The 22,769-nt window shown below is 70.6% G+C and carries 18 protein-coding genes; 10 read left to right on the top strand and 8 right to left on the bottom strand.

Annotated elements, in window-relative coordinates:
* Nucleotides 1-19: 19 nt before the first annotated feature.
* The gene (locus tag ACFUPX_RS27210; RefSeq protein ID WP_383327953.1) at nucleotides 20-796 is read left to right on the top strand and encodes a DsbA family protein; all 777 of its coding nucleotides are present in this window, start codon (nucleotides 20-22) and stop codon (nucleotides 794-796) included.
* A gap of 121 nt (nucleotides 797-917) precedes the next feature.
* Nucleotides 918-1,862: a prolipoprotein diacylglyceryl transferase gene (gene lgt, locus ACFUPX_RS27215; protein ID WP_383327956.1), complete on the top strand. Its 945-nt coding sequence runs from the start codon at nucleotides 918-920 to the stop codon at nucleotides 1,860-1,862.
* A 60-nt stretch (nucleotides 1,863-1,922) separates the two neighbouring features.
* On the opposite strand, the gene ACFUPX_RS27220 is transcribed toward lgt, so the two are convergent.
* The 7 genes from ACFUPX_RS27220 to ACFUPX_RS27250 form a co-directional block, all read right to left on the bottom strand.
* Nucleotides 1,923-2,756 carry an HpcH/HpaI aldolase/citrate lyase family protein gene (locus ACFUPX_RS27220; protein WP_383327959.1) on the bottom strand — a complete coding sequence of 278 codons (834 nt, stop codon included), beginning with the start codon at nucleotides 2,754-2,756 and terminating at the stop codon, nucleotides 1,923-1,925.
* On the bottom strand, nucleotides 2,753-3,940 hold the full coding sequence (locus ACFUPX_RS27225) for a CaiB/BaiF CoA transferase family protein (protein WP_383327962.1): 1,188 nt from the start codon (nucleotides 3,938-3,940) through the stop codon (nucleotides 2,753-2,755). Before ACFUPX_RS27225 ends, ACFUPX_RS27220 begins: the two co-directional genes overlap by 4 nt.
* A complete protein-coding gene (rbsK, locus tag ACFUPX_RS27230; protein ID WP_383327965.1) occupies nucleotides 3,937-4,845 on the bottom strand; it encodes a ribokinase in 909 nt (302 codons plus the stop codon). Before rbsK ends, ACFUPX_RS27225 begins: the two co-directional genes overlap by 4 nt.
* Nucleotides 4,842-6,236 carry an ADP-ribosylglycohydrolase family protein gene (locus ACFUPX_RS27235; protein WP_383327968.1) on the bottom strand — a complete coding sequence of 465 codons (1,395 nt, stop codon included), beginning with the start codon at nucleotides 6,234-6,236 and terminating at the stop codon, nucleotides 4,842-4,844. Before ACFUPX_RS27235 ends, rbsK begins: the two co-directional genes overlap by 4 nt.
* A complete protein-coding gene (locus ACFUPX_RS27240) occupies nucleotides 6,233-7,420 on the bottom strand; it encodes an ADP-ribosylglycohydrolase family protein (protein ID WP_383327971.1) in 1,188 nt (395 codons plus the stop codon). The genes ACFUPX_RS27235 and ACFUPX_RS27240 overlap by 4 nt, the downstream gene beginning before the upstream one ends.
* A complete protein-coding gene (locus ACFUPX_RS27245; protein ID WP_383328023.1) occupies nucleotides 7,371-8,531 on the bottom strand; it encodes an ADP-ribosylglycohydrolase family protein in 1,161 nt (386 codons plus the stop codon). The genes ACFUPX_RS27240 and ACFUPX_RS27245 overlap by 50 nt, the downstream gene beginning before the upstream one ends.
* Before the next feature lie 98 nt (nucleotides 8,532-8,629).
* Entirely contained in the window at nucleotides 8,630-9,637 is a 1,008-nt protein-coding gene (locus ACFUPX_RS27250; RefSeq protein ID WP_383327973.1) for an ADP-ribosylglycohydrolase family protein, read from the bottom strand.
* A 213-nt stretch (nucleotides 9,638-9,850) separates the two neighbouring features.
* Here ACFUPX_RS27250 and ACFUPX_RS27255 point away from each other — a divergent pair, with 213 nt between their 5' ends.
* From ACFUPX_RS27255 to ACFUPX_RS27280, 6 genes are all read left to right on the top strand, one after another.
* The gene (locus ACFUPX_RS27255) at nucleotides 9,851-10,582 is read left to right on the top strand and encodes a VIT1/CCC1 transporter family protein (RefSeq protein WP_383327975.1); all 732 of its coding nucleotides are present in this window, start codon (nucleotides 9,851-9,853) and stop codon (nucleotides 10,580-10,582) included.
* Between the two features lie 309 nt (nucleotides 10,583-10,891).
* Nucleotides 10,892-15,487 (top strand): glutamate synthase large subunit, encoded by a 4,596-nt coding sequence (gene gltB / locus ACFUPX_RS27260; protein ID WP_383327978.1) that lies wholly within the window; start codon nucleotides 10,892-10,894, stop codon nucleotides 15,485-15,487.
* Nucleotides 15,480-16,940: a glutamate synthase subunit beta gene (locus tag ACFUPX_RS27265; protein ID WP_383327981.1), complete on the top strand. Its 1,461-nt coding sequence runs from the start codon at nucleotides 15,480-15,482 to the stop codon at nucleotides 16,938-16,940. Before gltB ends, ACFUPX_RS27265 begins: the two co-directional genes overlap by 8 nt.
* A gap of 279 nt (nucleotides 16,941-17,219) precedes the next feature.
* Complete coding sequence (locus ACFUPX_RS27270) at nucleotides 17,220-18,521, top strand: sugar ABC transporter substrate-binding protein (protein WP_383327984.1); 1,302 nt, start codon at nucleotides 17,220-17,222, stop codon at nucleotides 18,519-18,521.
* 19 nt (nucleotides 18,522-18,540) lie between these two features.
* Nucleotides 18,541-19,536, top strand: coding sequence for a carbohydrate ABC transporter permease (locus ACFUPX_RS27275; RefSeq protein WP_383327987.1), 996 nt, complete (start codon nucleotides 18,541-18,543; stop codon nucleotides 19,534-19,536).
* The gene (locus tag ACFUPX_RS27280; protein WP_383327990.1) at nucleotides 19,533-20,366 is read left to right on the top strand and encodes a carbohydrate ABC transporter permease; all 834 of its coding nucleotides are present in this window, start codon (nucleotides 19,533-19,535) and stop codon (nucleotides 20,364-20,366) included. The genes ACFUPX_RS27275 and ACFUPX_RS27280 overlap by 4 nt, the downstream gene beginning before the upstream one ends.
* A gap of 28 nt (nucleotides 20,367-20,394) precedes the next feature.
* Here the strand turns inward: ACFUPX_RS27280 and ACFUPX_RS27285 are convergent, their stop codons facing one another.
* On the bottom strand, nucleotides 20,395-21,294 hold the full coding sequence (locus tag ACFUPX_RS27285; protein ID WP_383327993.1) for a chitosanase: 900 nt from the start codon (nucleotides 21,292-21,294) through the stop codon (nucleotides 20,395-20,397).
* A 122-nt stretch (nucleotides 21,295-21,416) separates the two neighbouring features.
* Here ACFUPX_RS27285 and ACFUPX_RS27290 point away from each other — a divergent pair, with 122 nt between their 5' ends.
* Together ACFUPX_RS27290 and ACFUPX_RS27295 are read left to right on the top strand one after the other, a co-directional pair.
* Nucleotides 21,417-21,635, top strand: a complete 219-nt coding sequence (locus ACFUPX_RS27290) for a hypothetical protein (protein ID WP_383327996.1) — start codon at nucleotides 21,417-21,419, stop codon at nucleotides 21,633-21,635.
* A gap of 29 nt (nucleotides 21,636-21,664) precedes the next feature.
* Nucleotides 21,665-22,765 carry a hypothetical protein gene (locus ACFUPX_RS27295; protein WP_383327999.1) on the top strand — a complete coding sequence of 367 codons (1,101 nt, stop codon included), beginning with the start codon at nucleotides 21,665-21,667 and terminating at the stop codon, nucleotides 22,763-22,765.
* Nucleotides 22,766-22,769 lie beyond the last annotated feature (4 nt).

The raw sequence follows: 22,769 nt of genomic DNA on the forward strand, positions 1-22,769 counted from the left end.
CCCGGTTCGTTGGCGGGGTGTGAGCGAGAAGAACCGTGAGGGAAAGCGCGCGGCCCGCGACCGGCTGGCGGAAGATCGAGAGCGGCAGAAGTCGCGGGACAAGCGGCGCAGGGTGTTGATCGTGGGTGCCGCCGTCGTGGGCGTGCTCGCGCTCGCCGCCGTGGCGGGTCTGGTCGCTGCCAACTCGGGCGACGACAAGGACACTTCGAGTCCCTTGTCGGTCCCCAAGGGGGCGACCGGCGAGGACCGGCTCGCAATCCCCGTCGGCAAGGAGAGCGCCAAGTCCACCCTCACCATCTGGGAGGACTTCCGCTGCCCCGCCTGCAAGCAGTTCGAGGACATGTACCGCAAGACGATCCACGAGCTCACCGGCAAGGGCCAGCTCAAGGTCGAGTACCACCTGGCGACGATCATCGACGGGAACATGGGCGGCAGCGGCTCCCTGCGCGCGGCCAACGCGGCGGCCTGCGCCCAGGACGCCGGTAAGTTCACCCCGTACCACGACGTGCTGTTCACGAACCAGCCGCCGGAGACGGACGACGCGTTCAGCAAGAACAGCAAGCTGATCGAGCTCGCCGGCAAGGTGGACGGCCTCGTCGACGACTCCTTCAAGAAGTGCGTGGACGACGGCAAGCACGACAGCTGGGCCACCAAGTCGAACAAGGCCTTCCAGGACGCGGGCCTCCAGGGCACGCCCAGCGTGCTCCTCGACGGCAAGAACATCTTCGGTGACCAGAAGAATCCGCTGACCCCGGCCAAGCTGAAGGCGAAGGTCGAGGAGGCCAACAGGGGCTAGCGGCGCCTGGCGGCGCCGCGAGGCGGGGCTCTAACGGGGCCCCGTCACGCGACCCTGTTATGGAGACGTAGCCGGGCTGGTTGCCTTGGGCACCGCCCGGCACGGTAGCGTCGGACCTGCCATGGACCTTGCCTTCATTCCCAGCCCGTCGCGCGGTGTGGTCGAACTCGGACCCATTCCGCTGCGCGGCTACGCGTTCTGCATCATCATCGGCGTCTTCGTCGCCGTCTGGCTCGGCAACAAGCGGTGGATCGCTCGCGGAGGCCGCTCAGGCACCGTGGCCGACATCTCCGTCTGGGCCGTGCCGTTCGGCCTCGTCGGCGGGCGTCTCTACCACGTGATCACGGATTACCAGCTGTACTTCAGCGAGGGCCGTGACTGGGTGGACGCCTTCAAGATCTGGGAGGGCGGCCTCGGTATCTGGGGCGCGATCGCGTTCGGCGCGGTCGGTGCCTGGATCGGCTGTCGCCGGCGTGGCATCCCGCTGCCGGCCTGGGCCGACGCCCTCGCCCCCGGCATCGCCTTCGCCCAGGCGATCGGCCGCTGGGGCAACTGGTTCAACCAGGAGCTCTACGGCAAGGCCACGGACCTGCCGTGGGCGCTGAAGATCACGTCGGCGGAGGACGGCCGGGTGCCCGGCACTTACCACCCGACGTTCCTCTACGAATCCCTCTGGTGCATCGGCGTCGGCTTCCTGGTCATCTGGGCCGACCGCCGCTTCAAGCTGGGACACGGCAGGGCGTTCGCGCTGTACGTCGCGGCGTACTGCGCCGGGCGCGGCTGGATCGAGTACATGCGGGTCGACGACGCGCACCACATCCTGGGTGTTCGCCTCAACGTGTGGACCGCCATCGCGGTGTTCGTGCTCGCCGTCGTGTACTTCGTGCTCTCCGCGAAGAAGCGCCCCGGGCGCGAGGAGATCGTCGAGCCTGTGCCTGCCGATGAGGCGGCCGCGGAGGTTGCGGACAGCGACGACGCGAAGCCGTCCGAGGAAGCTGACGCCTCGGGGGACGCAGAAGACAAGGACAAGGACAAGGACGGAGCCGAGTCGGCCAAGAAGGGCTGACACGCTCCCTGCTTCGTACGCCGACGGGGCCGCCGGATCACTGATCCGGCGGCCCCGTCGCTATGGGCGCCGCCGCGCCAGATCGAGGACCCGCCGCGCGCCCTCCACCACGGCCTTGTCCACGAAGGTGCCGTCCGCGAGTGCCAGGGCGCCCGACTCCGTCGTGGACGCCTTGACGATCTGCTCGGCGTGGTCGACCTCCTCCGGCGTGGGGAGGTAGGCGCGTTCGATGGCGGGGAGCTGGCGGGGGTGGATCGCGGCGCGGCCCAGGAAGCCGAGGGAGCGGCCGTGCGCGCAGGACGCCGTCAGGCCCTCGATGTCACGGATGTCGGTGAACACCGACTGCGCGGGCGGTGCCAGACCCGCCGCCCGCGCGGCCACCACCACCCGAGAGCGGGACCAGTCCAGGCCCGCGTCGTCCCGTACACCCAGGTCCGCGCGGAGGTCCGCCTCGCCGAGCGAGAGCCCGTGCAGGGCCGGGTGCGCGGTGGCGATGGCGAAGGCGTGCTCCAGGCCCACGGCCGATTCGATGAGGGCGTGCAGGCGGGGGGCGCCGCCGTCCGCGGGGGCCGACCGCTCGGCGACGCGCACGACGTCGGCGGGGCAGGTCACCTTGGGCAGCCGGAGACCGGACACCCCGGGGAGGTGGGCGATCGCCGCGAGGTCGGCCTCGGCCAGCGGCCCGTCCAGGGCGTTCACGCGGACGTGGACCGGGACGGCGTGGACCTCGCGGAGCAGCTCGGCCGTCGCCGCTCGCGCGTACTCCTTGCGGTCGGGGCCGACCGCGTCCTCCAGGTCGACGATGACGGCGTCGGCGCCCGCGAGCAGCGCCTTCGCCACCACGGCCGGACGGTCTCCGGGCGCGTACAGCCAGGTCAGAGGCGTGTCCCTCACAGTGCGCCCTCCTCGCGCAGGCCCGCGATCTCCCCGCCCGTCAGGCCCAGTTCGGTCAGGACCGCCTCCGTGTCCGCTCCGTGCGGGCGGCCCGCCCAGCCGATCGAGCCCGGGGTGTCGGAGAGGCGGAACAGGACGTTCTGCATGCGCAGCGGGCCGAGCTCCGGGTCGTCGACCGTGGTGAGGGTGTCCAGGGCCGCGTACTGCGGGTCCGTCATGACGTCGCGTACGTCCTGGATGGGAGCGACCGCCGCCTCCGCCTTCTCGAAGGCCTCGATCACCTCGTCGCGGGTGTGCAGGGCGATCCAGCCGCCGACCGCCCCGTCCAGCACGTCCGCGTGGGCCGCGCGCTCCGCGCCCGTCGCGAACCACGGCTCGGAGATCAGCTCCGGGCGGCCCACCAGGCGCATCACGCGCTCCGCGATCGACTGGGCGGACGTGGAGACGGCGACCCAACTGCCGTCCGCCGTGCGGTAGGTGTTGCGGGGGGCGTTGTTGGTGGAGCGGTTGCCGGTGCGGGGCTGTACGTGGCCGAGCTGGTCGTACCAGAGCGGCTGCGGGCCCAGGACCGTGAGGATCGGCTCGATGATCGCCATGTCGACCACCTGGCCCTTGCCCGTCCGGTCGCGGGCCGCGAGCGCCGTCATCACCGCGTACGCCGTCGCGAGCCCCGCGATCGAGTCGGCGAGGCCGAAGGGCGGCAGGGTCGGCGGCCCGTCCGGCTCGCCCGTGATCGCGGCGAAGCCGCTCATCGCCTCGGCGAGCGTGCCGAAGCCGGGGCGCCGCGAGTACGGCCCGAACTGGCCGAAGCCCGTGACGCGGGTCAGGACCAGGCGGGGGTTGGCGCCGCTCAGCTCCTCCCAGCCCAGGTCCCACTTCTCCAGGGTCCCCGGGCGGAAGTTCTCGACGATCACGTCCGCCGTGGCGGCCAGGCGCAGCAGGGTCTCGCGGCCGCCGGGGGTGGAGAGGTCGAGCGTCATGGTGCGCTTGTTGCGGCCCAGGAGCTTCCACCACAGGCCGATGCCGTCCTTCGACGGGCCGTGGCCGCGGGACGGATCGGGTCTGCGCGGGTGCTCCACCTTGATGACCTCCGCGCCGAAGTCACCGAGCATCGTGGCGGCGAGGGGGCCCGCGAAGAGCGTCGCCAGGTCGAGGACGCGCAGGCCGGTGAGGGGCGCGGTCATGATGCCGTGCCGTTCGTCTGCGTGTCGATCTCGGCGCGGAACGGCATGGACGACGACGCCCCCGGGCGCTGGACGGAGAGAGCCGCCGCCGATGACGCCCAGGCGAGCGCGTCCGGTACGGAACCGCCCTCGGCGAGGGCGACCGCGAGGGTGCCGACGAACGTGTCGCCCGCGCCGGTGGTGTCCACGGCGGTCACGTGCGGGGCCTCGACCAGGACCGGTTCGGCGCCCCGGGCCGCGTACAGGCTGCCGCGCGCGCCGAGCGTGACGACGACCTCGGGAACCTGGGAGAGGAGCGAACGGGCGGCGGCCTCCGGGTCGGTCAGGCCGGTGAGGGCCGCCGCCTCGTGCTCGTTGGGCACCAACAGGTCGATGGAGTCGAGGAGTTCGGAGCCCAGGGGCTGGGCCGGAGCGGGCGTGAGGATGGTGCGTACGCCGTGCCGCCGCGCGGCCTGCGCGGCGGCGAGCACCCCCTCGACGGGGATCTCCAGCTGGAGCAGCAGGGCGTCGGCGGAGGCGATCAGGCCCTCGTCGCCGGGGGCGAGCGCGGTGAGCGTGGCGTTGGCGCCCGGGATGACGACGATGGCGTTGCCGCCCTCGTCGTCGACCACGATGTGCGCGGTGCCGGTGGCCGCGGTGTCGACGGTGCGCAGCAGGTCGGTGTCGACGCCGGAGTGGTCGAGCGCGGCACGCAGCTGGGTGCCGAAGGCGTCCGCGCCGACCGCGCCGATCATCGACACGGCGTCGGCGCCCGCGCGGGCCGCGGCGACGGCCTGATTGGCGCCCTTGCCGCCGGGGAGCGTGCGGAACTCGCGCCCGGTGACGGTCTCTCCGCGCTGCGGGGCCTTGGCGACGTACGCGACGAGGTCCATGTTCGTGCTGCCGAGCACGGCGATGTGGGTCATGGGGTGGGGACCTCCTGGGCGATTTCGGGGAGTGCGGTGAGCGTGGGGAGTGCGGGGAGTGCGGCGAGTTCGGTGGTGAGGTCCGAGAGGGTGTCGAAGCCGACGCCGTCGAAACCGGCGATCGAGCTGGCGAGGCGGTTCTTGAGCGGGGCGGTCCAGCGGTCGGGCAGCGCGTCCGGGTGGCCCGCGAGCAGGCCCGCGATCGAGCCCGCGGTCGCGCCGTTCGAGTCGGTGTCCCAGCCGCCGGAGACCGCGCGGGTGATCGAGCCGGTGAAGTCGCCTTCTGCGTGGGTGAGGGCGGCGGCCAGGAGGGCGGCGTTGGGGATGACGTGGACCCAGTGGTGGTGGCCGTAGGCCGCGTGCAGCTTGTCCACCACCTGGTCGAAGTCCCTTGTACATGCGGCCAGTTGGATGCCGTGCCGGACCGCGCGGGACAGGCGTGAGTCCGGCGGTACGACGCCGAGGCCCGCGCGTAGGCAGTGGTGGACGTCTCCGGTGCCTGCCGCCGCCTCGGCGATGGTGGCCGCCGCGAACATCGCGCCGTACACGCCGTTGGCGGTGTGGGTGAGGCAGGCGTCGCGGTACGCGCTGTCGGCTGCCGCCGCGGGGGAGCCGGGGTTGGTCCAGCCGTGGACGTCGGCGCGGATCAGGGCGCCGATCCATTCGCGGAAGGGGTTGTGGTGGGTGGCGGTGTGCGGGGGCTCGATGCCGTTGAGGAGGTTGCGGTAGGCGATGCGTTCGGCGGTGAAGGTGCGGGCCGCGGGGAGCTCGTCCAGCCAGAGCGTTGCCACGTCCGTGGTGGTGAAGTGTCTGCCGTGGCGTTGGAGGAGGCGGAGGTTGAGGAGGGGGTAGTTGAGGTCGTCGTCCTCGGGCATGCCGTTGATGTTTTCGGCGAGGGAGGTCGTGGCGGAGCGTTTGTTCCAGGGGTGGTTCCTCAGGAGGTCCCGGGGGACGCCCCTCTGCGTGAACCAGCTGCTCAGGGGCCAGTTTCCCGTTGCTTTGGCCAGGCTTCTGATGGCGGCCAGGGGGAGCTTCTCCACTGGTTTGCCGAGGAGGCAGCCTGCGGCTCGGCCTAGCCAGGCGGCGTGCAGGCGGGGGCGCAGGGCCTCTTTCTCCGGTGCGGCCGGGTGGGTGGCGTTGCGCCCACCTGGTCCGCCCTGCGGAACGCCCGCCCACAGCGGCGAGGACAGTTCGTCCAAGAGCTGTACGGCCAGGGCCCGGAGCTGGGGGGACGGCGCGGTCGGGGACGCGCCCGCTCTGGGTGGGGCCAGGTGGCCGCCCGCTGTGAGCCAGCGGGTGCGTACGGAACTTGTGTCCTTGCCCTCCTCCTCCGACTGGCGGAGTTCGTGGCCGACCAGGTCCTCCGGCTGGACCCAGGTGAGGCGGATCATGGGGCGGCCGTCAGGGTCGCGTACGCCGACTCGTGGGCGCGGCGGCGCCGGACGTCGCGGGTAAAGATCTCCTGGGTGACCTCCGCGAGCGTCCTCGCCGGGGCGTGCAGATCCAGGCGGCTGGCCTCCGCGACCGTCTTGGACCACTCGTGCGGGGCGCCCGAGCCCAGGGCGCCTGCGAGCGCGCCGCTCATCGTGGCGATGGAGTCGCAGTCACGGCCGTAGTTGACCGAGCCGAGGACCGTGTGGCGGTAGTCGCCGTCGCCCACCAAGAGCATGCCGAGCGCGATCGGGAGTTCCTCGATGGCGTGCAGACGGGAGGGGCGGCGGGCGCCGAGGGACGGGGCCCGGTAGTCCGTGCCGACCGTGTCGAACGGGGTCACCGCGGTGCGCAGCGGGACGAGCGCCGACTCGAAGTCCCGGTGGTGGGCGGCCACTTCGACCACCGACTCGATCGCGGCCCGCGTGCCGTCCTTGGCCAGGGAGAGCGCGGTGTCGATGACCGAGGTGGGCGTCGCGCCCGGTGCGCAGGCCGCCGCCACCGCCGCGGCGAAGACCGCTGCCGCCTCACGTCCGTACGACGACTGGTGCGCGCCCGCGACGTCGAGGGCCTCGGCGTACGCGGCCCGCGGGTTCGCCGCGTTGACCAGGCCGACCGGCGCCATGTACATCGCCGCACCGCAGTTGACGATGTTGCCGGTGCCCGCCTCGCGCGGGTCGACGTGGCCGTAGTGGATGCGGGCGACGATCCACTTCTCGGCGAGGAAGATCCGGTGGAGGGGGATCGCCTCGGCTTCGAGCTCCGGGATCCAGCGGGGGGTGGTCATGAGGTCCGGGACCAGGTGGTCGGCGACCGCGTAGGCGTCCAAGTGGTCGCGGACGGTGGCGTACACGCGGATGAGCGCGTGCGTCATCAAGGTGTCGTCGGTGACGTTCCCGTCGCCCTTGTGGTAGGGCGCGATGGGGCGGGCGGTACGCCATCGGTCGCCGTTCCAGGGACCGACGATGCCGTGTACGCGACCGCCGTGCCGCTCGACGATCTGCTCGGGGGAGTAGCCCTCGACCGGGCCACCCATGGCGTCGCCGACGGCGGCGCCGACCAGGCAGGCGGTGATGCGGTCGGGGAGGGGCAGGTCAGTGGGGGGCAGTTCGGCGAGCGGTGTCCGGGGCGTTGGTGACGTCATGTCGGAATTGTCCTCCCGGAGCGGTCAGTTCCGTGGCTGCAAGACGCCCGGCGAGTTCCACCAGGTCGGTGCCCGCGAGGCGGGGGAGCGCGCAGCCGGAGAGGGTGCGGCAGGCGTCGCGCCAGGAGTCGGGGATCGCGGCGGCCGTGCCGAGCACGCCGGTCAGGGCCCCCGCGAGGGCGGGCGCGGAGTCGGCGACGCGGGAGAGGCAGGCGGCGGCGGGCACCGCGTCGCGGATGCGGCCGCGGGCGGCGGTGGTCAGTGCGAGGGCGACCGGGACGGTCTCGGCGGCGGCGATGCCGTAGCTGTAGACGTGGTCGACGATCTGGTGCTCCAGGAGCGGGACGAGGCCGAACGCGCCGTCCCGCTCGGGCTGGGCGCGGGCGAGTTTGACGGCGTGCCAGGCGTTGCGGCCGATCTCGGTGTGCTCGGGGAGCTGGGCGAGAGCGGCGTCCACGGTCGCGTCGACGTCCGCGCCGCCGAGTGCCGCCGCGATCGCCGCGGCCATGGCGCGGGCGCCGTGCACGCCGTCGCCGTCCTGGGTGTAGCGGGCGTCGAACTCGGCGAGGGCGGCGGCCTGTTCGGGGTCGCCGGGGTGGACCAGGGCGAGGACGCAGGCGCGTACGCAGGCGGCGTCGTCGAAGAAGTGGGGGTTGTCGTGGCCGGTGGCGGGCGGGCGCAGCCCCGCGGCGAGGTTGCCGAGGCCCGCGCGGACGGAGATGCGGGCGCGCAGGGGGAGTACCGCGGACTCGACCTCGGGGGCGCGGGCCGCCGCGACGGCGATGGCGCCCGCGAGGTTGTTCCAGGCACGGTCCAGGGCCGCGCGGACCTCGCGGCTTTGGGAGAGCTGGGGCCCGTGCGCCGCGCGGAGCAGTGCCTCGGCGGTGAAGGCGGCCCATTCGGCGTCGTCCGAGGGTCCCAGGCGAAGGGGTTCCGGGGGCTGGTTGAGGGCGATGGGCACGGGGAGGGTGGTGGTGGCGTTCTGCTCGGCGAAGGTGTCGAGTTCGCGGGTGAGTCTGCGGGTCCACTCGGGCATCCGGGCGGCACGGTGCCTGGCGGCGGGCCACCCGGCGGCGTCACCTGCCGCGAGGCCCAGGAGCAGCCCCTCGATTCTCGGAGCGCCGGCCGTGTCCTCACCGGGAGCCGCTGCGGGGCAAACGGCTGGGTGGGCGGGAGAGATCCGGCGCGAGGCGCCGGGCTCGTCGCCGCTCACGAGACCCCCCGGTCAGAAACAAGCAGGTCCGCCACGTCCAGCACGTGATGCCCCCGCATCGACGGCAGGCAGCTCCCCCGCGCAGGCCCGATCGCGGCCGCCCACGGCGGCGGAATCGCCGAAGCCCCGCACGACGCCCCGGCCAGCGCCCCAGCAACCGCCGCGGTCGTGTCCGCGTCCCGCCCCATGTTGACGGCGGTCAGCACCGCCTCCGAGAAACGGCCGGAGGCCGCCGCGTACGCCCCGAAGGCGAGCCCCACCGCCTCGGGGGCGAGGTCGGTCCAGGGATAGCCGCCGATCACCACGGCGGAGCGCACCGCCCGCTCCCCCCGGTGCGCCACCGTCACCGCCCGCCGCAGCGAACGGGACGTCCAGCAGTCCATCGGGATGACGGACAGGGCCGCGGCCACCACGGAGTCCACCGCCGCCCCGACCATCGCCGCCGCCACCCCCGCGGCCACCGCCTGCCCGCCGTAGATGCCCTCGCCGTCATGGCTGACCGAGCCGTCGATCGCCACGAGCCGGGCCGCTTCGGCGGGGCGGCCCGCGGCGAAGACCCCGAAGGGAGCGGCCCGCATCGCGAGACCGTCGCTCCACGCGTGCCGGTGCTGCGCCGAGATGGGCGCCGCGAGACCACGGCGCAGGTTCTCCAGCGTGCCCCGTTCGCTGAAGCCCGCGCCCCGGAAGGGCCCTTCGTCCAGGTCCGCGATCCACTCGTGCCAGGCCGCCTCGACGTGCGCGACGGTGAGCGCCGAGCCGTGCCGGGCGAGGAGGAGCCCGGAGAAGATCGCGTACTCGGTGTCGTCCGTGCCCGCCGGGTGTTCGGCGACGTACCCCGTGATGCGTCCCCAACGGCGGCGGATCTCCGACGGCTTCATGTTCTCGGCGGGCGCGCCCAGCGCGTCGCCGACCGCAAGGCCGAGGAGCGCGCCGCGCGCCCGCTCTCCCAGGCCGATCACTCCAGTAACGCCGGTAACTCCGGTCACACCGGTCGAGCTCGTCATGCCGTGCCTCCATCGTGCCGAGACGTGTGCCTGTATCTCTGCCACGCGGCGCCCCCGACGCGAGCATCCGCACCGCCGACGTCACCCCTGCGACCCATGCGATCACCGGTTCGATGAACCCCCGTTCGCGCAGGTAAGTACGGCCTTCCTTGCTGGCGAGGGCGTTTTTTCGCGCGTACTTTCGAGATCGTCCAAGCACTGAGGGGGCCCACCATGGCGATCATCGAGACCGAAGCGACGCTGCACGAGGCGCATCGCGACAACCACACCCACCGCGACGTGAACGGCGGCTGGCTGCGCCCCGCCGTGTTCGGGGCGATGGACGGGCTGGTGTCCAACCTCGCCCTGATGACGGGTGTCGCGGGCGGAGCCGTGTCGCAGCAGACGATCGTCGTCACGGGCCTGGTCGGCCTCACCGCCGGCGCCTTCTCCATGGCGGCCGGCGAGTACACCTCCGTCGCCTCGCAGCGCGAGCTCGTCCAGGCCGAACTCGACGTGGAGCGGCGGGAGTTGCGCAAGCACCCGGCGGACGAGGAGAAGGAGCTCGCCGCGCTGTACGAGTCCCGTGGCGTCGAGCCCGGCCTGGCCCGCGAGGTCGCCAAGCAGCTGTCCAAGGACCCCGAGCAGGCCCTGGAGATCCACGCGCGCGAGGAGCTGGGCATCGATCCCGGCGATCTGCCCTCGCCGACCGTCGCCGCGGTCTCCTCCTTCGGCGCCTTCGCGCTCGGCGCCCTGCTTCCCGTGCTGCCGTATCTGCTGGGCGCCGACACGTTCTGGCCCGCCCTGGTGCTCGCCCTGATCGGGCTCTTCGGCTGCGGTGCCGTAGTGGCGAAGGTGACCGCGCGGTCCTGGTGGTTCAGCGGACTTCGGCAGCTGGCGCTCGGCGGCGCGGCGGCCGGTGTGACGTACGCCCTGGGCAGCTTGTTCGGTACCGCCGTAGGATGAACCCTTGCAGTCCTATGCGGGATCATGCATAAGTAATCGTTACTCGGCGGTTTCGAGTCCTTAACCACCGGGCATGAGCCGTAAGCGCTGCGGGCAATGAGGCCTGTGCCGCTCTCGGGCCCTCGGTCATGGATCTGTCCGCATCGGTCCCCTCCTTGTCGCTCTCCACACTTATGAGCGATGTCCACATGGTGGAATGAGCTATCCGCTTTTCGAGAAGCGTTCCATCATGTAACCTGCACGAAATTTCGCCTGGGCCAACGTCGTCCCACGCTTTTTGCCTATGCCACGACGACGACGGGAGAGCCAATGCGTACGCACGCCTGGTCGCCCATGGACGGTCGCCCCGCCCCTCAGGGCATGTACGACCCCCGTAACGAGCACGACGCCTGTGGTGTCGGGTTCGTGGCCACCCTCACCGGTGTAGCCAGCCATGAGCTGGTCGAACAGGCGCTGACCGTACTGCGCAATCTCGAACACCGTGGTGCCACCGGCTCCGAGCCGGATTCCGGCGACGGCGCCGGCATCCTGCTCCAGGTCCCGGACGCCTTCCTGCGCGAGGTCACCGGATTCGCCCTTCCCGAGGCCGGGTCCTACGCCGTCGGCATCGCCTTCCTGCCGGTCGACACGGCGGGTACGACCGAAGGGGCCGTCTCACAGATCGAGACGATCGCTTCGGAAGAAGGCCTGACGGTCCTCGGCTGGCGCGACGTTCCCGTCGCCCCCGAGCTGCTCGGAGCCACCGCCCGCTCGACGATGCCGGTCTTCCGGCAGATCTTCGTGGCCGACGGCGAGAGCTCCGGTGTCGCGCTGGACCGCAAGGCCTTCGTGCTGCGCAAGCGCGCCGAGCGTGAGGCCGCGACGTACTTCCCCTCGCTCTCCGCCCGGACCATCGTCTACAAGGGCATGCTGACCACCGGCCAGCTGGAGCCGTTCTTCCCCGACCTGTCCGACCGCCGTCTCGCCACGGCCGTCGCGCTCGTCCACTCACGCTTCTCCACGAACACGTTCCCGAGCTGGCCGCTCGCACACCCGTACCGCTTCGTCGCGCACAACGGCGAGATCAACACGGTCAAGGGCAACCGGAACTGGATGCGGGCGCGCGAGTCGCAGCTCGCCTCGGACCTGTTCGCCTCCGCGGGCGAGCGCAGCACCGACAAGCTCGATCGCGTCTTCCCGATCTGCACGCCGGACGCCTCCGACTCGGCATCCTTCGACGAGGTGCTCGAACTCCTCCACCTCGGTGGACGTTCGCTTCCGCACTCCGTCCTGATGATGATCCCCGAGGCGTGGGAGAACCACGGCTCGATGGACCCGGCCCGCCGCGCCTTCTACCAGTACCACTCCACGCTGATGGAGCCCTGGGACGGCCCGGCCTGTGTCACCTTCACCGACGGCACCCAGGTCGGCGCCGTTCTCGACCGCAACGGTCTGCGTCCCGGCCGCTACTGGGTCACCGACGACGGCCTCGTCGTCCTCGGCTCCGAGGTCGGCGTCCTGGACATCGACCCCGCGAAGGTCGTCAAGAAGGGCCGGCTTCAGCCCGGCCGGATGTTCCTCGTCGACACCGCGGAGCACCGCATCGTCGAGGACGACGAGATCAAGGCCACCCTCGCCGCCGAGAAGCCGTATGAGGAGTGGCTGGAAGCCGGCGAGATCGAGCTCTCCGACCTGCCCGAGCGCGAGCACATCGTGCACACGCACGCCTCCGTCACGCGCCGCCAGCAGACCTTCGGCTACACCGAGGAAGAGCTGCGCATCATCCTCGCGCCGATGGCCAAGGCCGGCGGCGAGCCGCTCGGCTCGATGGGCACGGACACCCCGATCGCGGCACTCTCCGAGCGCCCGCGGCTGATCTTCGACTACTTCACCCAGCTGTTCGCGCAGGTCACGAACCCGCCGCTGGACGCCATCCGTGAAGAGCTCGTCACCTCGCTGCACTCCTCGCTCGGCCCGCAGGGCAACATCCTGGAGCCGACCGCCGCGACCTGTCGCAGCGTCACGCTGCCCTTCCCGGTGATCGACAACGACGAGCTCGCCAAGCTCATCCACATCAACGCCGACGGCGACATGCCCGGCATGACGGCCGCGACCCTCTCCGGTCTCTACCGCGTCAGCGGCGGCGGCGACGCGCTTGCCGCCCGCATCGACGAGATCTGCACCGAGGCCGACGCCGCCATAGAGGCCGGCGCCCGCCTGATCGTGCTCTCCGACCGGCACTCCGACGCCGAGCACGCGCCGATCCCCTCGCTGCTGCTCACCGCGGCCGTCCACCACCACCTCATCCGCACGAAGCAGCGCACCCAGGTGGGCCTGCTCGTCGAGGCGGGCGACGTCCGCGAGGTCCACCACGTGGCCCTCCTCATCGGCTACGGCGCCGCGGCCGTCAACCCGTACCTCGCGATGGAGTCCGTCGAGGACCTCGTCCGCGCGGGCACCTTCCTGCAGGCCGACGAGGACGGCGGCGCCGAGCAGTCCATCCGGAACCTGATCTACGCGCTCGGCAAGGGCGTCCTGAAGGTCATGTCCAAGATGGGCATCTCGACCGTCGCCTCCTACCGCGGCGCGCAGGTCTTCGAGGCCGTCGGCCTCCAGGAGAACTTCGTCGCGAAGTACTTCGTCGGTACGACCTCCAAGATCGGCGGAGTCGGCATCGACGTCGTCGCGCAGGAGGTCGCGGCCCGGCACGCCAAGGCGTACCCGGTCTCCGGCATCGCCTCCGCGCACCGCGCGCTCGACATAGGCGGTGAGTACCAGTGGCGCCGCGAGGGCGAGCCGCACCTCTTCGACCCGGAGACGGTCTTCCGCCTGCAGCACGCCACGCGCAACCGCCGCTACGACATCTTCAAGAAGTACACGGACCGCGTGAACGAGCAGTCCGAGCGCCTCATGACGCTGCGCGGCCTGTTCAACCTCAAGGCGGACCGCCCCTCGATCTCCGTCGACGAGGTCGAGTCGGCCGCCGACATCGTCCGGCGGTTCTCGACCGGCGCCATGTCGTACGGCTCGATCTCGCAGGAAGCCCACGAGACCATGGCCATCGCCATGAACCAGCTGGGCGGCAAGTCCAACACCGGCGAGGGCGGCGAGGACGCCGAGCGCCTGTACGACCCGGCCCGCCGCTCGTCCATCAAGCAGGTCGCGTCCGGCCGCTTCGGTGTGACCTCGGAGTACCTGGTCAACGCGGACGACATCCAGATCAAGATGGCGCAGGGCGCCAAGCCCGGCGAGGGCGGCCAGCTGCCCGGCCACAAGGTCTACCCGTGGGTCGCCAAGACGCGTCACTCGACGCCGGGCGTGGGCCTGATCTCCCCGCCGCCGCACCACGACATCTACTCGATCGAGGACCTGGCCCAGCTGATCCACGACCTGAAGAACGCGAACCCGCAGGCGCGGATTCACGTGAAGCTGGTCTCCGAGGTCGGCGTCGGCACGGTCGCCGCGGGTGTCTCCAAGGCCCACGCGGACGTCGTCCTGATCTCGGGCCACGACGGCGGTACGGGCGCGTCCCCGCTCACCTCGCTCAAGCACGCGGGCGGCCCCTGGGAGCTCGGCCTCGCCGAGACCCAGCAGACGCTGCTGCTCAACGGCCTGCGCGACCGCATCGTCGTACAGACCGACGGCCAGCTCAAGACCGGCCGTGACGTCGTCATCGCCGCGCTGCTCGGCGCCGAGGAGTTCGGTTTCGCCACCGCGCCGCTCGTCGTCTCCGGCTGCGTCATGATGCGCGTCTGTCACCTCGACACCTGCCCGGTCGGCATCGCCACGCAGAACCCGGCGCTGCGCGAGCGGTTCTCCGGCAAGGCCGAGTACATCGTCAACTTCTTCGAGTTCATCGCCGAAGAGGTCCGCGAGATCCTCGCCGAGCTCGGCTTCCGCACCATCGAGGAGGCCGTCGGCCACGCCGAGCTCCTCGACACCGAGCGCGCCGTGAACCACTGGAAGGCGCAGGGCCTCGACCTCGAGCCCCTCTTCCACGTGCCGTCGCTGCCCGGCGGCGCCGTGCGCCACCAGATCGCCGCCCAGGACCACGGCCTGGAGAAGGCGCTCGACAACGAGCTGATCAAGCTCGCCGCCGACGCGCTCTCCGCCGCCGGTGCGACCGACGCCCAGCCGGTCCGCGCCCAGGTCGCTATCCGCAACATCAACCGCACGGTCGGCACCATGCTCGGCCACGAGGTGACCAAGAAGTTCGGTGGCGCGGGCCTGCCCGACGACACCATCGACATCACCTTCACCGGCTCGGCGGGCCAGTCGTTCGGCGCGTTCGTGCCGCGCGGCGTGACGCTGCGCCTGGAGGGCGACGCCAACGACTACGTCGGCAAGGGCCTCTCCGGCGGCCGTGTCATCGTCCGTCCGGACCGCGGCGCCGACCACCTCGCCGAGTACTCGACGATCGCGGGCAACACCATCGCGTACGGCGCGACCGGCGGCGAGCTGTTCCTCCGCGGCCGTACGGGCGAGCGGTTCTGCGTCCGCAACTCCGGTGCGACGGTCGTGTCCGAGGGCGTGGGCGACCACGGCTGCGAGTACATGACCGGTGGCCACGCGGTGGTCCTCGGCGAGACGGGCCGCAACTTCGCGGCCGGCATGTCGGGCGGTATCGCGTACGTCATCGACCTCGACCGGGACAACGTCAACTCCGGCAACGTGGGCGCCGTCGAGGCCCTGGACGACTCCGACAAGCAGTGGCTGCACGACGTGGTGCGCCGCCACCAGGAGGAGACCGGGTCGACCGTCGCCGAGAAGCTGCTCGCCGAGTGGGACACCGCCGTGGAGCGCTTCAGCAGGATCATCCCCAGCACGTACAAGGCAGTGCTCGCCGCCAAGGACGCCGCCGAGCGAGCCGGTCTCTCCGAGACCGAGATCACCGAGAAGATGATGGAGGCGGCGACCAATGGCTGATCCCAAGGGCTTTTTGAACCATGGCCGCGAGGTCGCGCAGACCCGCCCGGTCGGCGAGCGCGTCCAGGACTGGAACGAGGTCTACGTTCCCGGCTCCCTCCTCCCGATCATCTCCAAGCAGGCCTCACGCTGCATGGACTGCGGCATCCCGTTCTGCCACCAGGGCTGTCCGCTGGGCAACCTGATCCCCGAGTGGAACGACTTCGCGTACCGCGAGGACTGGTCGGCCGCCTCCGAGCGGCTGCACGCCACGAACAACTTCCCGGAGTTCACCGGGCGCCTCTGCCCGGCGCCCTGCGAGTCGGCGTGCGTGCTCGGCATCAACCAGCCCGCCGTCACCATCAAGAACGTCGAAGTCTCGATCATCGACAAGGCGTGGGACACCGGCGACGTGCTGCCCCAGGCGCCCGACCGACTCTCCGGCAAGACCGTCGCGGTCATCGGCTCGGGCCCGGCGGGTCTCGCCGCCGCCCAGCAGCTGACCCGCGCGGGCCACACGGTCGTGGTGTACGAGCGCGCGGACCGCATCGGCGGCCTCCTGCGCTACGGCATCCCCGAGTTCAAGATGGAGAAGCGCCACATCAACCGCCGCATCGAGCAGATGCGCGCGGAGGGCACCAAGTTCCGTACGGGTGTGGAGATCGGCCGCGACATAGACGCGACGAAGCTGCGCAAGCGGCACGACGCGGTGGTCATCGCCGCGGGCGCCACGACGTCACGCGACCTCCCGGTCCCCGGCCGTGAGCTCAAGGGCGTCTACCAGGCGATGGAGTACCTGCCCCTGGCCAACAAGGTCCAGGAGGGCGACTACGTCACCACGCCCGTCTCCGCCGAGGGCAAGCACGTCGTGGTCATCGGCGGCGGCGACACCGGCGCGGACTGCGTGGGCACGGCCCACCGCCAGGGCGCGGCCTCGGTCACGCAGCTGGAGATCATGCCGCGTCCGGGCGAGGAGCGGAACCCGAACCAGCCGTGGCCGACCTTCCCCATGCTCTACAAGGTCACCTCGGCCCACGAGGAGGGCGGCGAGCGGGTCTACGCCGTCTCGACCACCCACTTCGAGGGCGACGAGGACGGGAACGTCCAGTTCCTGCACCTCACCGAGGTCGACTTCATCGACGGCAAGCTGACCCCGAAGCCGGGCACGGAGCGCAAGATCCCCGCCCAGCTGGTCACCCTCGCCATGGGCTTCACGGGCACGGACCGCGAGAACGGCCTGGTGGACCAGTTCTCCCTGGACCTCGACGAGCGGGGCAACGTCGCCCGCGACGCAGAGTTCCAGACCAACGTGCCCGGCGTCTTCGTCGCCGGTGACGCGGGCCGCGGCCAGTCGCTCATCGTCTGGGCGATCGCCGAGGGGCGCTCGGCCGCGCAGGGCGTGGACCGTTTCCTCACCGGTGCGAGCGACCTGCCGTCGCCGATTCGACCTACGGACCGATCTCTGATGGTCTAGTCCTTCAGCACAACCCCTCATACGTCCCGTACAACGGCGTACGGAACTGATGCGACGCCCGCCTTGTCCCCGACCGGACTGGGGCGGGCGTCGTGGCGTTTCCGGGCCGTGGTGGCCGATTCGTGCTCTGCAGCCCGTGCAACGTTCATTGCGTGCAACGCAAATCACGTTTCGGCCCCGCTAGCCGAATGGGTCTAGACCGCGCCGAGAGCCTGTGACCACAATCGCTCCCACAAACGGATCGGCGCAGTTACAGCACGCACCCATGAGGGGGCCGGTATGAAGCGACGGGTCATCGCGGCAAGTATCGCCATGACGCTCGGACTGACCGCGACGGCATGCGGCAGCGATGACGGGAGCGACGGCGGCGACAAGGCGACCGACGGCAAGGGCAAGACCCTCACCGTATGGATCATGGAGGGGACCAACCCCGACGCCAGGCCCTTTTTCAAGGAGGCCGAGAAGGCGTTCCAGAAGAAGACCGGCGCCAAGATCCACGTCGAGTACCAGCAGTGGGCCACCGCGCAGAAGAAGTTCACCACCGCCATCGAGGGCGGCGAGGACCAGGTCCCGGACGTGGCCGAGGTCGGCACGACCTGGGTGCCGCAGTTCGCCGAGACCGACGCGCTCGTCGACGTGACCGACGAGGTCAAGAAGTCCGGGCTGGGCGACGATCTCGTCGAGGGCCTCGCGGACGCGGGCACGCTCGACGGCAAGCAGTACGGCATGCCGTGGTACGCGGGCGTACGCAGCATCGTCTACCGCAAGGACATCTTCGAGAAGCACAAGCTCAAGGCGCCCACCACCTGGAAGGAGCTCCAGTCCGCGGCCAAGACGCTGAAGGACAAGGAGCCCAAGATGATCCCCTTCCCGGTCGCGGGCGGCGCCGAAATGTTCGCCACCCCCTTCATCTGGGGCGCCGGAGGCGAGCTCGCCACCGAGCAGGGCGGCAAGTGGAAGTCGGGGATCAACTCCCCGGAGGCCGTCAAGGGCATCGAGTTCTACACCGGGCTCGCCACCAAGGACAAGGTCTCCCCGGCCAAGGTGAACACCTGGACGGAGAAAGAGGTCGGCGACGCCTGGGGCAAGGGCGAGGTCGCGATGTCCGTCAACGGCAACTGGACCCCGAAGGCCATCGTCGAGGCCAACCCGGACCTGAAGGGCAAGCTCGGCGCCGTGCCGATCCCCGGCCGGACCGGCGGCATGAGCAAGTCCTTCCTCGGTGGCTCCTACCTGTCCACGTTCAACACGGACAAGAAGGACCTCGCCTGGGAGTTCGTGAAGATGCTGACCACGGGTGACTTCGCGGCCAAGTGGGCCAAGGAGACCAACTACTTCCCGGGTCAGAACTCCGAGCTGAAGAAGATCGAGGCCAAGAAGGACCCGCTGGTCGAGCCGTTCGCCAAGCAGATGCTGGAGGCCGGCGCGACCGTCCCCAAGACCAAGGCGTACGGCGAGATCCAGGCCTCGAAGGTCATCCCCGGCATGGTGCAGTCCATCCTGACCGGGAAGTCCACCGTCCAGGAGGCGGCGGACAAGGCCGCCAAGGACATGGACGCGATCTTCGCCAAGGACAAGTAGGCGAAGGCGAGTCGACGCTGTGAAAGACACGCTCGTCGGCGGCGGACCGAAGGAAGACGCCACGGCCCGCCGCCCCGCCGCCCCCCGCCCGGAACACGAAGCGGCCCTACGCAAGAAGAAGCTGGTCGGCCTCGCCCGGCCGTGGCTGCTCCTGGCACCGTCCCTCCTGGTCCTCGCGGGCCTGCTGCTCTGGCCGCTGATCCAGGTCGGGAAGCTCTCGCTGCAGGACTACGTCGTCAAGTTCGGCGGCGGAGTGGGCACGTACACCGGATTCGACCACTACACCGACCTGCTCGGCAGCGAGCTCCTGTGGAAGACGGTCCTGCCCAACACGGCGTTCTTCGCGATCGCCTGTGTCGGCCTCACCGTCGCGCTCGGCACGCTCGTCGCGCTGCTGCTCAACCGCCTGGGCCCGGCATGGCGGCTCATCTGCTCCATCGCGATCCTCGGGGCCTGGGCGATGCCCGCCGTCACCGGGACGTACGTCTGGATCTGGCTCTTCCAGCCGCAGGACGGCATGGTCAGCCAGATCGCGGGCTCCATGGGGCTCATCGACCCGGAGACCACCAACTGGTTCACCGAGCGCGGCCCGTTCTACGCGATCGCGACCCTGAACGTCGTCCACCACGGCTTCCCGTTCGTCGCCATCACCGTCCTCGCGGGCCTGATGACGATCCCCAAGGAGCTCTACGAAGCGGGGGAGCTGGACGGCGCCAACGCCTGGCAGCGGTTCTGGAAGATCACGGTGCCGACGATTCTGCCCGTCTTCCTCGTCGTGACCATCCTCTCCACCATCTGGGACTTCAAGGTCTTCACCCAGATCTATCTGATGCCGGGCGGCGACGGAGCCAACGAAGAGGTCTACAACCTGGGCGTCTTCTCGTACATCCAGGCCTTCGCCAAGAACGACTACGGCACGGGCGCGGCGGCGGCGGTCCTGCTCACCCTGCTGCTCCTGGCCATCACGATCATCTACATCCGTACGTTGTTCCGGCAGGGGGAGGAGGACCTGTGAGCGTCCGTCGCGCCACACTCGCCGCACGCGTCGGGCTGCCTCTCGCGGTCGCCGCGCTGCTGCTCTTCGCGCTCTTCCCCGTGTACTGGATGATCTCCACGGCGCTCGACCCGAAGGCGGTCACGCGCGGTGCGGACGTGCTGCCCAGCGGCATCAGCTTCGAGCACTTCACCTACGTGTTCGAGAAGGGCAACTTCGGCACCTACCTGCTGAACTCGGCGCTCGTCGGCTTCGGCACGATCCTGGTCGCCGGAGTGCTCTCGCTCTTCGCGGCGATCGCGGTGGCCCGCTTCAAGTTCCGCTTCCGCACCTCCGTACTGATCATGGTCCTGATCGTGCAGATGGTGCCCCTGGAGGCGCTCGTCATCCCGCTCTTCATCCAGATGCGGGACTACGAGATGCTCAACTCGCTGCTCGGCCTGACGATCGTGTACATCGCGCTCTCGCTCCCCTTCGCGATCTGGACCCTGCGCGGCTTCGTCCAGACCGTGCCCAAGGAGGTCGAGGAGGCGGCGTACATCGACGGGGCGTCCTGGTTCCGGATGTTCCGCTCGGTGCTGCTTCCGCTGGTGGCGCCCGGACTCGTCGCCACCTCGATCTTCGCCTTCATCACGGCGTGGAACGAGTTCGTCTTCGCGTACACCTTCATGAAGGGCAGCGACAAGTACACGGCGGCCGTGGGCATTTACCAGTTCTTCGGTGAGAACTCCACGGCCTGGGGCCCGGTCATGGCCAGCTCCACGCTGATCACCGTGCCGGTGATGATCTTCTTCGTGATCGTGCACCGGAAGCTCGGCTCGGGCCTGGCGGCCGGAGCGGTCAAGGGCTGACCCCCGGGGGGCGTTCAGGGCGGGCCGTTTACGGAACCCTGAACGTCTCCCCGTACACCTTCCAGGTCAGCGGCGTCTTCAGGGCCAGATTGCCGTCGTAGAGGAACTGCCGCTGCGCCGTGTCCACGCGCGTCGTGTCGCGGTGCGCCTTCTCGGACTTCATCGCCGTACGGCGGATGTCCAGGAAGATGTCGAGGTACGCCTTCTCCTTGCCGCCCTGCGAGGGCGTGTCCGCCTCCTTCAGCGCCGCCTCGCGCAGGCCGTAGAAGCCGCGCGGTCCGGTGCCGGGGCCGTGCAGGACCATCGCGTCGTAGTAGATGAACTGCCCCAGCGTGCCGAGCCCGTCGAGCTTGGCGAGGCGGACGGCGGGGTCGAAGTAGTTGCGGTCGCGCGCGCCGTTCTGGGCCTTGCGGAACGCGGGCTCGTCGGCCTCCGCCTTCCAGGCCTTGGTGAAGCCGGGGTCCAGACCCTCGTGCGAGTCGCTGCCGTCGACCTTGCGCAGGGCGGGCAGATAGCGGGCCAGGCCGTTGTCCGGGTGGTCCTTCGTGTACCGCTCGACGAGGGTCAGCAGGTCGTGCGTACCGGTGCAGAAGCCGATGATCCCGGCGGTGTAGCCGTGCCCGTCGTCGATGTCCTCGATGTAGCCGTACTGCCCGCGCCAGTTCAGCGTGGAGTTCTCCGCGCTGGCGATCAGCTGCTGCGCGAGGTCCTTCTTGGCGGGCGCCGCGAGGCCCGGGGGCAGGTCCGCGATCAGCTCGTCGTCGGCCTTGATCTCGGCCGCCGACTTGTCCTCGTCGTAGGGCCGCTGGGTGCCGGGCGCCTTGCGGCCGCCGTCGGAGGCATCGCTGTCCGAGTCCCCGCCCAGCAGGTAGACGGCGACCGTGGCGACCGGGGCGACGGCGAGAAAGAGGAGGCCTGCGCGTTTCATTCGCACAAGAGTACGTGCGGTTTTGCGGTAGCGCGCCTTCCGCATCCACCACTATTGACTAATAGTCAATTTCGCACCACTCTCAGGACCGATCCGTACCGGTCGCCGGTCAGGGAGGCCCTATGAGTACCGAAGCGCGGGAGCAGCTGAGCAAGGAGCTGCGGGACGAACCACCGGAATCCTTCGGGCAGTTGGCGCCCGAACAGCTGACTCTGCTGACCGACGCGCTGAAGCGGGAACGCGAGAGCCGCGCGTCGGGCCTGAACGAGGCCGCCGAGGAGGCACTGAAACTGGTTCCCGCGCTGGCGCGGGGCCCCGTACGCCGGATTCTGTTCCGCTAGGCCAGGGATCGCGACAGGAGGGACAGGCCATGGACAAGCTGCGGAGCAGGGCGGAGACCCTGAAGATCGCGCGTCTCCTCGACGTGGAGCCGCAAGAGCTCGGATTCCTGCGGACGCTTCCCGTCGAGGACGTACGCCGCTTCCGCGAGAGTTGCGTCGCGGCGCTCTTCGACCGTACGCCGGAGATGCTGGACCGGATCGCGTCCGCGACGAAGCTGGTGCCGGCCGGGGTCGCCGCCGCGATATCGCAGAAGGCGCTCGGCCCGCGGCTCGCCGCGGGGGTCGCGGGGCGCCTGGAACCCACCCGGGCCGCGGACATCATCGAGAAGCTGCCGGTGCCGTTCACCGCGGAGTCGTGCGGGCATCTCGACCCGCGCAGGATCAAAGGCATCGTCGACCGGCTCGACGAGGGCCTGGTGGTGCGGATCGCGGTGGCGCTCGCCGAGCGCGGCGACTACCTGACGATGGGCCGTTTCGTCGGCTACCTCCAGGACGCCTCGCTCCGCCGGATCCTGCCGCAGGTGGACGACGCGGCCGTCCTGCGGACCGGCTTCACGATCGACGTGCCCGAACGCCTCGGCCAGATCATCGAACTGATGGGCGCGGAGCGGCTCGCGTCGGTCATCGGATCGGCTGCGGGGGAGGGGCTGTGGCCGGAGGCGCTGGCCGTGGCCGGGATGGTGACGGGGGAGCAGCGGGGGCGGATCGCTTCCCTCGCCGCCGCGCAGCCGCCGGAGCAGCTGGATTCGCTGGTCGTGACGGTGGGCGAGCAGGACCTGTGGGAGTCGCTGCTGCCGCTGGTCGCGCTCCTCGGCGATGAGGAGCGGCGGGCCGTCGCGGTGCTGCCGTCCCTGCGGGACGCGGGGGTGCTCGGTGGGGTCGTGCGGGCGGTGGTGGTGACGGGCCTGTGGGCGGAATTCCTGCCGCTGGTCTCCTTGCTGCCGGAGGAGTCCCGCAAGGTCGTCGCCGACGCCGCAGGGGCGTTGCCCGCGCCCGACCTCGACGCGCTTGCCCTGGAGGTCGACAAACAGGACCTGTGGGAGCTGGTCATGCCGCTGGTCGAGTTGATGGACGACGAGGCCAAGACGCGGATCTTCGAGTTGCCGGCGTTCCAGGAGCAGGCGGGGTAGGGGC

Origin of the sequence: Streptomyces sp. NPDC057302 (assembly GCF_042667685.1) — a bacterium.
In the GTDB taxonomy this organism is placed as follows: Bacteria; Actinomycetota; Actinomycetes; order Streptomycetales; family Streptomycetaceae; genus Streptomyces.